Annotated in this window: 15 protein-coding genes; 9 read left to right on the top strand and 6 right to left on the bottom strand. The window is 32.5% G+C overall.

Features of this window, described 5'->3' with window-relative positions:
- Nucleotides 1-107: 107 nt before the first annotated feature.
- The 5 genes from CER22_RS12495 to CER22_RS12475 all read right to left on the bottom strand — a co-directional run bounded on the left by CER22_RS12495 (nucleotide 108) and on the right by CER22_RS12475 (nucleotide 3358).
- Nucleotides 108-470, bottom strand: coding sequence for a hypothetical protein (locus tag CER22_RS12495; protein WP_061673347.1), 363 nt, complete (start codon nucleotides 468-470; stop codon nucleotides 108-110).
- Between the two features lie 170 nt (nucleotides 471-640).
- Nucleotides 641-940: a hypothetical protein gene (locus CER22_RS12490; RefSeq protein ID WP_088608851.1), complete on the bottom strand. Its 300-nt coding sequence runs from the start codon at nucleotides 938-940 to the stop codon at nucleotides 641-643.
- 153 nt (nucleotides 941-1093) lie between these two features.
- Nucleotides 1094-2296: an MFS transporter gene (locus tag CER22_RS12485; protein ID WP_088608850.1), complete on the bottom strand. Its 1203-nt coding sequence runs from the start codon at nucleotides 2294-2296 to the stop codon at nucleotides 1094-1096.
- A 304-nt stretch (nucleotides 2297-2600) separates the two neighbouring features.
- Complete coding sequence (gene exsC / locus CER22_RS12480; RefSeq protein ID WP_088063754.1) at nucleotides 2601-3035, bottom strand: exosporium protein ExsC; 435 nt, start codon at nucleotides 3033-3035, stop codon at nucleotides 2601-2603.
- Nucleotides 3036-3205: 170 nt separating this feature from the next.
- The gene (locus tag CER22_RS12475; RefSeq protein ID WP_071723536.1) at nucleotides 3206-3358 is read right to left on the bottom strand and encodes a YqbF domain-containing protein; all 153 of its coding nucleotides are present in this window, start codon (nucleotides 3356-3358) and stop codon (nucleotides 3206-3208) included.
- A gap of 451 nt (nucleotides 3359-3809) precedes the next feature.
- Here CER22_RS12475 and CER22_RS12465 point away from each other — a divergent pair, with 451 nt between their 5' ends.
- From CER22_RS12465 to CER22_RS12430, 8 genes are all read left to right on the top strand, one after another.
- Nucleotides 3810-4178 (top strand): hypothetical protein, encoded by a 369-nt coding sequence (locus CER22_RS12465; protein ID WP_088063752.1) that lies wholly within the window; start codon nucleotides 3810-3812, stop codon nucleotides 4176-4178.
- Between the two features lie 196 nt (nucleotides 4179-4374).
- Nucleotides 4375-5160, top strand: a complete 786-nt coding sequence (locus tag CER22_RS12460) for a class I SAM-dependent methyltransferase (protein WP_088063751.1) — start codon at nucleotides 4375-4377, stop codon at nucleotides 5158-5160.
- A 69-nt stretch (nucleotides 5161-5229) separates the two neighbouring features.
- On the top strand, nucleotides 5230-5418 hold the full coding sequence (locus CER22_RS12455; protein ID WP_088063750.1) for a DUF3970 family protein: 189 nt from the start codon (nucleotides 5230-5232) through the stop codon (nucleotides 5416-5418).
- Nucleotides 5419-5495: 77 nt separating this feature from the next.
- Nucleotides 5496-6461, top strand: coding sequence for a nucleoside hydrolase (locus CER22_RS12450; RefSeq protein ID WP_088608849.1), 966 nt, complete (start codon nucleotides 5496-5498; stop codon nucleotides 6459-6461).
- A 172-nt stretch (nucleotides 6462-6633) separates the two neighbouring features.
- On the top strand, nucleotides 6634-6876 hold the full coding sequence (locus CER22_RS12445) for a GlsB/YeaQ/YmgE family stress response membrane protein (RefSeq protein ID WP_000638305.1): 243 nt from the start codon (nucleotides 6634-6636) through the stop codon (nucleotides 6874-6876).
- Nucleotides 6877-6953: 77 nt separating this feature from the next.
- Nucleotides 6954-7349: a hypothetical protein gene (locus tag CER22_RS12440; protein ID WP_000847587.1), complete on the top strand. Its 396-nt coding sequence runs from the start codon at nucleotides 6954-6956 to the stop codon at nucleotides 7347-7349.
- A gap of 220 nt (nucleotides 7350-7569) precedes the next feature.
- Nucleotides 7570-8427: an aminopeptidase gene (locus CER22_RS12435; RefSeq protein WP_088608848.1), complete on the top strand. Its 858-nt coding sequence runs from the start codon at nucleotides 7570-7572 to the stop codon at nucleotides 8425-8427.
- A gap of 16 nt (nucleotides 8428-8443) precedes the next feature.
- On the top strand, nucleotides 8444-9112 hold the full coding sequence (locus CER22_RS12430; protein ID WP_088608847.1) for a YjgB family protein: 669 nt from the start codon (nucleotides 8444-8446) through the stop codon (nucleotides 9110-9112).
- A 65-nt stretch (nucleotides 9113-9177) separates the two neighbouring features.
- On the opposite strand, the gene CER22_RS12425 is transcribed toward CER22_RS12430, so the two are convergent.
- Nucleotides 9178-10404, bottom strand: coding sequence for an MDR family MFS transporter (locus tag CER22_RS12425; RefSeq protein WP_088608846.1), 1227 nt, complete (start codon nucleotides 10402-10404; stop codon nucleotides 9178-9180).
- 101 nt (nucleotides 10405-10505) lie between these two features.
- On the opposite strand from CER22_RS12425, the gene CER22_RS12420 reads away from it, so the two are divergent.
- On the top strand, nucleotides 10506-12242 hold the full coding sequence (locus CER22_RS12420) for an SgrR family transcriptional regulator (RefSeq protein WP_088608845.1): 1737 nt from the start codon (nucleotides 10506-10508) through the stop codon (nucleotides 12240-12242).
- Nucleotides 12243-12393: the final 151 nt, after the last annotated feature.

Raw genomic sequence — 12393 nt, 5'->3', positions numbered from 1 at the left:
ATCATTTTTTTATGAAAATTAAAACGATTGACAAATTTAGAGGGAGGATAATAAGGAGAAACATAAAAAACGCAGAAAATATTTTCTGCGTCTTATATGAAGTGTAATCATTTCTTTTTATATGTACATAACTTTTCTACTGCATAAAAGTATACATTTAATTTGCCATCGACAACTTTTAAAGTTTGATCCGATGTAAATGAGTTACCATAATCAATGTGATATACATTAGAATTCTTTACAAATGAGCCTTTGTATAAATCTTCTTTTTCCTTTGATGTTTGCATCTCCACTAAATATTGAACAATTTTTTCTTTCTTTTCTTCTTTTACAACTGTTTCAAATTTATAAGATGCAGGGCAAAGACCATTTTTGTTGTCAACGACTTCCCAAGAACCGTATATATCATTATTGCTACATCCGCTAAGTAGAACGATGAATATTGGAATAATTAATAGAACCTTTTTCATTTTGTACTCCTTTCTTTTCATTTTTAATAAACGTGCGAATACGATACGAATATTGTAATAAATAAAGTTTAAATTTTTATAAAGAATTATTTAATTTCACATAAAAATTTAGGCGGAATTGAAAAAGCATGAATCTAGTGTAAAATCAGATCCATGCCGAGTACAGTAGCCTATGTTATGTCTCTTTTGAGGAAATATAAAGAGGAAAATAGGATTACTATCCCATTTAAAATATATATAATTGCAACAATGAAGGCTAGCCCACCTGCGCCAAATCCAGCTTTATCAAATATAGAAGCGAATGCTACGGTAGCAAAAAAAACAATAGGAGTTAGTAGTAAAAAAATGAAACCTGCGATAATTCTTCTTTTAAGGTTATGTCCAGATAAGGAAATTGCTAAAAAGTTTATGATGCTAAACAGAGCTAATACAAAAATAAAGATACTAAATAACTGCATACCATCAGACAATTTCGCACCTCCTGTATATATCATGTTAGTATACTGTATTCGAAAGTGAAAGAGGGTACTCCTTTAAATAATTATAATAAGCGTAATAAATAAGGCTTTATATAACAAAGACGCATGGATTAATCTAATATGGTCCATGCGTCTTTATTTATGCTATAAATTCGCAGATTGCGAAGGTTGTTTTTCATATTGTTTCTGTTTAGATAATGAAATGAAAATAATTAATAATGAAATCACACCGAAAATGAGAACCATATATTGCAATCCAATCGTATCTAAGAAGAAGCCTGTGCCGAGTAAGACAATTTGGAACATAACTCTCTCAAACATATTACGGAATGAGAAGAGACGACCATGATAGCTTTTTTCCACTTTCGTTTGGAAAATTGTCGACATAATAGGGAAGAAGCAACCAACACTAAAACCAAATAAACCAAATGATGTAAGAGACATCCATTTTATATCGCTAAAGAACAAGGAAAGGTGTGCAAAAGCGGTACAAACAGCGAAGAAATATAATAATTTTTCAGGTTTGAAATGGTCAGATAAACGTTTAATAACGAAGGCCCCTAACATAAATGCGACACCTTCAATGGTATATATAAAGCCTTTAATCGTTGGATCATGTTGTATTTCACTAATGTTGATTACCATTAAATTAAATCCGGCTATAAATAATAGAGGGATAATACTTAATATAAGTGCTGTAAAAGCAATAGGAATTCCTTTTAAAATACGAAATACTTCCATAAAGCTATTATCTTTCGCAGCTTGTTTACTTGGTGTTGTTGATTTCTTATCTTCGAATTGTAGGAAGAAAGTTGAGAGGAATAATAAAGCGTATGCTGCCATTGAGAAGGCATACATATACTGTAAACTCATTACAACTAAAAGAATTCCACCTAGTGAAGTACCTGCAATACGAGCGATTGTACCTACATTCATATGTACACCGTTCATCTGTAATAACTCATGCTCACGTACGATGAGTGGAATTACAGATTGTAATGCAGGGAAGTAAAATGCTGCAGAAATTTGAAGAGCAACCATAAATGCAATCATGAAGGCAATGCTTTCAAATTGGATAGCGAAAAACATAAAAATAACACTAATAACGCGACCGAACCCAGCATAAAGAAGAACTTTTTTCTTTTCATACTGATCGATAATACGACCAGCCATAGGACCAACTAGTACACCAGCTAATAGTCCGATAAATAATATAACTGATTTCATGAAATCAGAAGGAACATATTTTTGCATAAATTCAAGGTTGCCAAGAATACCAAGCCATAGCCCTAGACCAGCAATAAACTCCCCAATTAACACAATCCAAACATTTTTATTACGCCACATAATGTAAAACCTCTCCGTCTTTTAAAATGAAAAACTCGTATATAAAACCTCCTTATTTTATGTATTATTTTTAACGAACTTTTTTAGAGTCAGAGTCTATATTACGTGTTTCATGAGTGGATTTCAATCTTTTTGATTTGTCAAAAATTTGATTTGTTAGTTGCTAAAATAAGCAATGAAAATGTAAAAATTTTATGATGAAGTGTCTTTTAAAAATAAGGATAAATATAAAGAAATTAAAAAAGCAAGAACGCATATACTACGTCTTGCTTTTCTCAAGTACAAAATTAAATATTAGATTGGCTTAGCAGCATTTACGTTCTTGTCCAATAGCTAAAGCGCTAAAAGATAGAGGACCAATAACTTCTGCACTTGCACCACTAGTTAGGTTTTCTACAGTTAATGAGTATTCGTGTGTTCCACTACTAACATTTTGATCTATAGCTTGAAATGTTTGAGCATAGAATTGTTCAGAATCTGTAGATTCAATACCTACTTGTGTATTAAAAATTTCAATGTTATCACGGAAAATTCGGAATAAAATTTGTGAAATCTCAGTTATACCTTCTACACCAACTGTAGCTATTAATTCTACTCGATTATTACGTGAATCTCTACTTGAAATTCTTAATTTCAAATTTGCTAGAATTGCTTTATTTGGAGAAGCTGGGATTGCAAAAGTTGTTTCACCAGTTTTACTTATAGGTTGAGTAGCTTGGTAATCAATGATATGAGTCATATTTGTCACCTCCTCATATACTAAAATATGAAATTTACGATAAAATAGCTTGGACAAATAATAGAATGTTTTAAGAGAATTGAGCAAAATTGATCAAAAGAGGGAGATTACATGAGGGCATCAAGAAATATATCACAATTACGTGATATATTTCTTGATGCTTTTTTTAATTAAGCAGAATATTCTTCTTTACGTACTTCGAAAAATTCATTACGACGTAAGTAATTATAAACTTTCTCGGAAACCTTTTCTTCTTCAGACATTAAGAAACGATGATCAAAAGCATAGAATGATTGACCTTTAATTAATTTTACGTAGTATATTTTACACGCCTCCTCTAGCATAATTGGAACTTAATTAATATTATGATGGCCTATATGCTTGTTAATCATACTTGGAGTTTCAAAGGATAGAAGCTACGTAAATTGAAAAAGCTTACAAAACTGTAATGTTGTTGTCACGTTTTCCGATAGTTAAAAATAACCAACCTCTCCTATACTAGAAATATGTAACATAAAATAAGGGGGGAAAAAGATGGATGAAGTAATTGGAGAAGTTGTAGCAGGTATGTGTGAATTTGTAGTTGAAGTAACGGCAGATGCTATTGGAAATTTAGTTTCTAGAAATAATGAGGAAAAAGAAACGATATAAAAATATAAAGGCTGATTTCTAAAGGGAAATCAGCCTTTATATTTTTACATTATATTAATATTATTTAAATATTTGTTTGTTAGGATGGAGATGAAACCAATATTGGAGGTGATTAAAATAAATATGCCGAGTTTGGGATTAGATTTATCTAATTCTCGTTTAATTATGGCGAATATAGACGAAAGGGAATATCATTTTATTATACGTGAACATCCGATTTTAGGGAAAATTATATCGCTACTTGAAAATGGAAAAGAATACGGCTTAATGGATAAACAAATCGCTAATAAAGATAAATTTATAAAATCGGAGCTTATTAAATTAGATTATTTTAACATAGATGTTCTACAGCATACACCTGAATGGATATGGATTGGTATGGATCAATTTGGTTTACATGCTCGTGAGGCTACTTATAACGAAGTAGACGTTATTATGAAGTTAAAAGAGGATTTATATTATATAGATGTATATGAAAAAGTAAAAATGTAATAAATATTTAGTCAGGTTAGGGGACAAGTTTCCGTAGCCTTTTTTGTTTAGGAATAAAACGTAAAATTTATATTATATTGATGATAGGAAAGCATGATAAGAAGTAAGCTGAAAAGAGGATTTGAAAATACATAAAGAGAACTTTAATTATTATATGAATCCTATATGTAAATAACAATAGAAAGCAGATGATAAAATGAGTAAAGAAGAGCTTGTGAAACAACAGTTTGGTAATAATGCTGAAAAATATGTAAAAAGTAAAATTCATGCTAATGGACCAGACTTACAATATGTAGTTCAACAAGTTGAGTCTCGTCATAATAATCGTCTTCTTGATATTGCTACTGGCGGTGGACATGTTGCGAATATATTAGCTCCATTGTTTAAAGAAGTAGTTGCCTTAGACTTAACAGAAAAAATGTTAGAGAATGCGAAAAATTTTATTATCAGTAATGGACATGAAAATGTATCTTTTATTGCTGGAAACGCTGAAAGTTTACCGTTTGCTGATGGTTTTTTTGATACAATTACGTGCCGAATTGCAGCACATCATTTTACGAATCCACCTCAGTTTATATATGAAGTAAATCGTACGTTAGAACATAATGGATTGTTTATTTTAATAGATAATGTTTCACCGGAAAATAATGAATACGATACATTTTATAATTTTATAGAAAAAAAGCGGGATCCGAGTCATGAACGAGCGCTGAAAAAAACAGAATGGATTACCTTGTTAGAAAAAAACGGTTTGCAAATGCAGTCATGTCTTACTTTTGACAAGAGATTTGAATTTGACTGGTGGTGCGATATGATGAATGTACCTTTGCAGAAACGTATGAAATTAACAGAGTGTATGATGAAAACACCAGTTGAAATGCAAGAATTCTTTAATATTCAAATTGAAAATAATAAAATAAATTCGTTTTATACTGAAATGGCATTGTTTGTATGTAAAAAAAGCGCGACATTAAAAAGATAAATTTCTTGCAGTCTTTTCAAAGTACGTTATACTTAGTACAGAGAAAATGAGAATTGAGGAAAAGTAATAATGATTCGCGTACGTATTGAAGGAACTGAAGAAGAAATGCTTGAATTTATGGAGAAAATGCCGGACATTCCTGGATTTGAAAAAACACATATGAGAGAACCGAGAAAAGGGAATAATCCAAAATACGATTCAAGTAAGAATGTATTAGCATATTTATCATATAAAAGGATTGAAGTCGCCAATAAATAGGCGGCTTTTTTAGTTTGCACTGTTTCACAGCCTTGTCTTTTTTACATAATAATAATAGTAGATTATGTTGAAGAGGGGTGAGGATAGTTAAAAAGAAAATCATCTTTTTTGGAGACTTTGGTATTGACGATGCTGTGGCGTTAATTTATGCAAATAAAACATGTAAATTAGATATTATAGGTATTGTTGCTGAATATGGGAATGTATCGCGAGAAATCGTAACAGAAAATGTGTATTTTTTAGAAAGATACTATGCTACAGAAGTGAAAATCATTGAGGGTGCAGCTAGACCAATGACAGCGGAAGAACCATTGTTCTTTCCCGAAATTCATGGGGATCACGGTTTGGGACCGATTATTCCACCTGATATGAGGATTTGTAAACGGGAAAATTTTTGTGAGTTAATTAAATTAATCGAGCCTTGTCCAGAAGATATTATTATCGTAGCGACTGGACGATTAACAACATTGGCAACGTTATTTTTATTATATCCAAATGTAATGGATAAGGTATGTTCATATTATATTATGGGCGGTGCGTTTTTATTTCCTGGTAACGTTACTCCTGTATCAGAAGCTAATTTTTATGGAGATCCAATCGCCGCAAATATTGTGATGAAGTACGCAAAGAATGCGACTATTTATCCGTTAAATGTAACGCAAGCGGCCCTCATTACTCCTGAAATGGTGGATATTATTAATAAAGAAGGAACAGGACAGGCGAAACTTATTAAACCGATGATCGATTTTTATTATGAGAACTTTTATAAAAAAGAATACCCGGGTATTGCTGGAAGTCCGATTCACGATTTACTTCCGTTCATTTCCTTTATTAATGATGATATTTTTGAATATAAAAAGTCAGCAGTTTGGATCAGTACGACAAATGACGTAACAAGAGGACAAAGTGTGGCAGACTTTAGAAAAATAGCCGAGCCAACAACATTTGATAATAGACCAATTCAAAAAATTGCAGTTGGTTTTGACTATCCTGCATTTAAAGAAGAGTTTATGCGGACAATATTAAAGCCTGACTGTCCTTAATATGTGTATTACGAATAACATCAACCTCGAGTCGAAAAACTGGCCGTTCATTATTTTGAAATAATCTAATAGTTGATCTGTATGAATAACTATTGAAAAATGTAACATAACTAATGGTAAGCAATTGTTTCTAATTATATTTTGATTGGTAAAATATAAAGGAGGTTATCATATGATTTGGTCTTTAATCGTCGGTGGTATATTAGGATGGCTTGCGAGCTTAATTACTGGAAAGGACGTACCTGGTGGTGTAATTGGTAATATTATTGCTGGTATTATCGGTTCATGGATTGGTTCGAAATTACTTGGTAGTTTTGGTCCAGTCATTGGTGGATATGCAATTATTCCAGCTTTAATCGGTGCGATCGTTTTAATTTTCATCGTAAGCTTCTTATTACGAGCAATGCGAAAATGAATGTAAGGACTGTTTACATTTGTAAGCAGTCCTTTTTATATGTTATGCTAGTATTATACAATCAGGAGGTGTCAGCATTGAAAACATTTACAGTAAATTTCCATCAAGAAGATAATGCTAAAGCGACAACAGTACATAAATTAAGTGAAGAGGACTTCAACAAAGCAACAGAAAAAGGCACTCGTCATCTATTTGATTTAGATACAAACGTTGGATTCTTCGTATTCTTTGACGCAGAAGATGCAGAAGGAAACGATCAATACTTAATGTTACAATACGAAGGTGATCATGAAGAGCCAACTGCGTGCTACGGATTTGATTTAAAACTATACTATCAATTTTTAGCACTGTACTTAAATGATCTTGAGTTCCAAGGTGAAACAGATGAAGAAGAGGAAGAGTATGGCCCAATTCATCATTTAGCTCACTTACTTTATCATATTGTTGAAGATGGTAAGTCAATCGAAGTGTAAAAATACATATGTAAAGCTGTCCTTTTTGGATAGCTTTTTTTTATTATTATGATGAATGTTATGGTTTGCATTATGGTAAATGGATTTCTGATGGTGATAAATGGTTTGATTAAACAGAAAAAGCAATAAGGAAGGCTCATCCCTCTTTGTTGCTTTTTCTACGTTTAAGGAAGGATTGCGGTGTATATGACGAGAAGGGATATATAAGGAGATGGGAAAAATGATAAATAATACAATTCCAAGTTTTTTGAAAGTATGGGAAAGTGATAATGTAGAATTAGAAGTTCTTAACCAATATTTCATTTCGCATCCAGAGATATTTGAAGAATACTTTAAGTATCATTGTCCACATACGAGAGAACGTCTTTCTACTGCCATTAAACAATATCCCGCAAAAATAGAAGGTATTCATATCATTGCAGAAACATTACCGATTATTATTCAAGAGATAACGAATGAATATCATAATAATTATAACTTTGATGTAAATATGAAGTTTCATTTATTTGTTGGAGCTTTTGGCTCTAATGCATTTGTAGAAAGGGAAATTATTGGAGACATCTTTTTTGCGGCAGAAAAATTATCTCCAGATGTAAATCACCTTCGTGTTATTGTCGCTCACGAAATAGGACATATATATCATAATGTTATGTTACAAAATGATGGAATGGATTGGACAAAAGCTGAGTGGACTGACGCGGCAGTTACTTTGTATCGTGAAGGTGTTGCAACATATTTATCAAAGCAAATTATAAAAGGCGTAAATGAATCAGTGTACTACTCATATAACAATGATGGTGAACGTTGGTTACAATGCTATATAGAAAATGAAAAACAAATAAAGAATCGTTTTTTGGAAGATTATATAGAAGGATGGACGTTCGAAAAAGAGAAAGAGTGGTTCCGGTTATCTGGCGGACAATACTTTGGATACAACCGAATTGGTTATTTTTTAGGAACAGCTTTTGTAGAGGATGTTGTACAAGCACTAGGAGAAAGTGAAGCATTTATTTTTTGGAACAAATATAATTTGAAAAGTAGCGTAATGGATTGGTTATCGAAAGGAATAAGATTATAATAGGGGGCTGAAATGTATGAAAGTGTATGTAAAGATAGCTATGTTATTTCTCGCTTTTACATGCCTATTGGCATTAGTAGCATGTAAAGGGACAGACGAAAAAAAGGAAACGAACCCAACCTCTGAAAATAGTAAAAACGAACAAAATAATTCTTCTGAAGAAAAGAAAGAGCCTGAAGCAAAATCAAATAATGAAGGATCAGCAAAACCAAAGACAGATTCAAGCACGAAAGATACAGTAATAAATCAAAAATCAATTAACCACATTAAAGATTTGTTTGAACTAGCGAAAGAAGGAAAAGTACCTAATGTTCCGTTCGCAGCTCATACAGGAGATATTGAAGAAATAGAAAAAGCGTGGGGAAAAGCGGATAAAACGGAACAAGCAGGTAACGGAATGTACGCTACCTTTACAAATAAAAATGTTAGCTTCGGTTTTAATAAAGGATCACAAGTTTTTGATGTACGCTCCTATCATGCAGAGCTAAAATCAATTACATTAAAAGAAATAGAGAAAGCATTAGGAAAACCAGCTTCAGTTAAGGTAAATGGGGAAGATAAAATATATGTATATAAAGTAAACAATCAGTTTGAGTTAAAATTCATTATTCCAGAATCGACTGGTAAGGTAAATCATATTTCGGTATTTTCACCAGAAGATAGTATTAATAAAATGGCAGGGTAATAAAAAAGGATGTCACAATAGTCTCGAGACTTTTGTGACATCCTTCTTTTTATAAAGAAAGCATCCTATAAAATATGAGGGGTATGCTCTGAAATGTCTTTTTTTATTTTATTACGTTCTACACTTTGAACAAACAGCGCTTGCATAATGCCTCCAGCTATTAAGAAACAAGTACAAATATAAAATAGTATACTACCGTTAAGTTTACTTAATAAAACCGCACCAATAACAGGACCGCACGTACGAGATATATCCCAATGTAACCCGTAAATTGAAAAATACAATCCACGCTTATCTGTAGGAGCGATTTCTGAAACGAATCGAAGTAAATGGTTTAAGGCGATACTTTCCCCAATGACTAAAAAGAGTAATGTAAAGAATAGTGACGTGATTGTTGTTGAAATCCCGTAGCCAATTGCAGCTATTGTATAGCAGGTGTAAGAAATAAGAATAATTTTCGCCATAGAAAATCGTTCAGACCATTTCACAAGGAAAACTTGCAGGAAGATTTCCATAATAGCCTTGCATGTTGAAATAAAAGCGAGCATGAATACGAAATCTGGAAATATATCTTTAGCGAAAATGCGATAATTTGTCTCAGTTTGAGCATAAAAAAAGCTAATAGGGAGTGTAGTAATCATAAGTCCTAAAACGGCGTAATGCTTGCTTACAAATTGTTTTGAAGATGATACTTCAACTTTTTGCTTTGGCTTTGTAAATACTGGAGCGGTTTCTGGAAGCTGCGTCCATACAACTACTGCATATACCATAAGTGTAATGCTTTGCATTATAAATAAATATTCAGGGTGCGTACGATAAAAGATAGTACCAATTATTGGACCGATTACGGAACCAATTGCAGCCATTGTATGCAAAAGAGCAAAAATTTCTGCTTGTTGTTTTGGTTTTGTTAAATCAGCAATTTGTGCACGTTGAGCGGGAATATATAAGGAACGGCCAACCCCATTTATGACGTAAAGCAAAGCAAATATAAAAACAGATTGAGCAAAGATGAAGCTACCGATTGCAACGCCTTGTAGCAATAAGCCGAGTAACATAATTTTCTTTCGCCCATATTTATCAGTCACTCCTCCAGCAATAAGTGTAAATACAATGTCTGAGAGAGGTTGTAGTCCGAAAATGAGCATAGTTATTATTATATTACCGTTTAACATTTTATTAACGTAAATAATCATAATGAGAGCTAACATAGATTCAGTTGTTCGGGTTAATAATTCGCCGCACAGTCTAATAATAATGGGTTTATTATAACGTAGTATGAGATTTTTCAATATTAATTCCTCCTTTCTATATTGAAATGATAAGATGAAAGGAGAAGTGGAAAAAGGGTAGAAACAAAAGGGGTTATTTTTCACCTTTTAGGGGGATTATGATGTTTATTTTAAATCAATATATTGAACTATGGTGTGCCTATGGTAAAGGTAGACAAGAAGGAGAACAATTAGAAGTTACCGTACAAATGATAGCAGAAACATTATTTTGTACGGAGCGTAATAGTAAATTAATAATAAAAAAATTAGAAGAGTTAAATTGGATCGCTTGGTTTCCAGGGCGGGGGAGAGGGAATCGCTCTAAATTAATATTTCAAAAGCAACCGATGACATTGATTTTAGACAGAGGAAAAGAACTAACGAAAAAAGGGGATGTGAAAAGTGGAATCTCATTTGTGGAACGCTACAGCTCACAATTTCCATTAGTAAAGAAAGAGTATGAAGCTTGGGTAGATTCCATATTTGGTCATAAAATAGAAAGGACACCAGAAGGAAGAAAAGATGTCCTTCGGTTGCAAGTACAAATGAATCTAGACATCGCTTTAGATCCGGTCTACGCTACGATGCGCTCAGAATGTCATATGGTTAAACATATTTTTGATACACTCGTATATGTGAATGAGGAAACAAATTGTATAGAGCCAAGACTTGCTTTTCACTGGCAATATAATGACGCTGAAAAGGTTTGGACATTTTATTTAAGAAAAGGCGTTCATCTTCATAATAGAAAACGACTTACCGCACATGATGTTATACATTCATTGAATCGATTTATGAAAGCGGAAAACAACCCACACGCATGGATGTTGCAACATGTTGAAAATGTCCGTGCAGTGGATGAATTTGTTGTTGAAATTCAATTACATACGGAAAATAGGATGTTTTTACATATGCTAAGTGCAGAACAGTGTTCTATCGTAAATGAAGATGAAGCAGGAAACTTTATTGGTACAGGACCTTTTATATTACGCGAGAAAAATGCACAATTATTTGTTTTAGAAGTGCATGATTTATATTATCGTGAAAGACCTTTTCTTGACCGAATTGAACTAATGAATGTAGAGCAAAATGTAAATACGTATGACGTGTTAGTAAAGGCGCAATATAAAGATAAAGAAAAGCCTAATAAAGAGTTGTCTCGGCTTGAATCGAACGTGACATATGTAACGTGCAATCTTGTAAAAGAAGGACCAATGCAAGATGAACTGTTTCGAAAGGCACTACATAAAATCATTCATGGCGATAGGATTGTTCAAGAACTCGGCGGAGAACGTGGAGAAGTGGCTAAGAAACTAATATTAGCAAATGAAAGAAAAGTAGAAATTGAGGAAGATATAGAAAGTTTAATTAAGAGAAGTAAATATCATAATGAAGTGCTACAACTTTATACATTTACAGGACAAGATCATGTAGAAGATGCACAATGGATTCAGAAAGAGTGTGCGAAGTATGGGATTTATGTAGAAAATAATTTTCTTGAAATAGAAGATTTATTAGAAATGAGTACGATACAAAAGGCTGATATGATGCATGATAGTGCAACAATTAGCGAGCGAATAGAAGATAGTCTGCTATATATGTTTCTTACAAAAAATAGTTTTATTCATGGGCAAAGCAGCATGGACTTTCATAAAAAGCTCTTCCCTTATTTTAAAGAAGAAGATTTAGAGAATAGAGTTACATTGTTACGCGATATTGAGGACACTTTGTTACGTCACATTCATATTATTCCTTTATATCGTAACAAACAACAAGTAACTTCTCACGAAAAAGTACAAAATATAATGATTAATTCACAAGGGTGGATTGATTTTTATGAAATATGGTTTACATGTTGATAAATAAGGGCTTTTACGCATTTTACATGATGTGTAAGAGCCTTTTTTTCGTGTGTGAAACAGGTTTGTTTTACACATTGTTACGCTACTTACGATAAAAGTCTATTTACAGCGTAACAGTGTTATGTTACATTGTTGTCAGGAAGGAGTG

Origin of the sequence: Bacillus sp. K2I17, assembly GCF_002209985.1 — a bacterium.
Taxonomy (GTDB): domain Bacteria; phylum Bacillota; class Bacilli; order Bacillales; family Bacillaceae_G; genus Bacillus_A; species Bacillus_A wiedmannii.
This window is presented reverse-complemented; position numbering and strand designations above follow the sequence as displayed.

Bases quoted from the DNA above. Each gene is read 5' to 3' on its own strand.
- CER22_RS12465 (WP_088063752.1), top strand. From the start codon at position 3,810: ATGCCGAGTTTGGGATTAGATTTATCTAATTCTCGTTTAATTATGGCG.
- CER22_RS12460 (WP_088063751.1), top strand. From the start codon at position 4,375: ATGAGTAAAGAAGAGCTTGTGAAACAACAGTTTGGTAATAATGCTGAA.
- CER22_RS12495 (WP_061673347.1), bottom strand. From the start codon at position 470: ATGAAAAAGGTTCTATTAATTATTCCAATATTCATCGTTCTACTTAGC.
- CER22_RS12445 (WP_000638305.1), top strand. From the start codon at position 6,634: ATGATTTGGTCTTTAATCGTCGGTGGTATATTAGGATGGCTTGCGAGC.
- CER22_RS12455 (WP_088063750.1), top strand. From the start codon at position 5,230: ATGATTCGCGTACGTATTGAAGGAACTGAAGAAGAAATGCTTGAATTT.
- CER22_RS12435 (WP_088608848.1), top strand. From the start codon at position 7,570: ATGATAAATAATACAATTCCAAGTTTTTTGAAAGTATGGGAAAGTGAT.
- exsC (WP_088063754.1), bottom strand. From the start codon at position 3,035: ATGACTCATATCATTGATTACCAAGCTACTCAACCTATAAGTAAAACT.
- CER22_RS12485 (WP_088608850.1), bottom strand. From the start codon at position 2,296: ATGTGGCGTAATAAAAATGTTTGGATTGTGTTAATTGGGGAGTTTATT.
- CER22_RS12430 (WP_088608847.1), top strand. From the start codon at position 8,444: ATGAAAGTGTATGTAAAGATAGCTATGTTATTTCTCGCTTTTACATGC.
- CER22_RS12420 (WP_088608845.1), top strand. From the start codon at position 10,506: ATGTTTATTTTAAATCAATATATTGAACTATGGTGTGCCTATGGTAAA.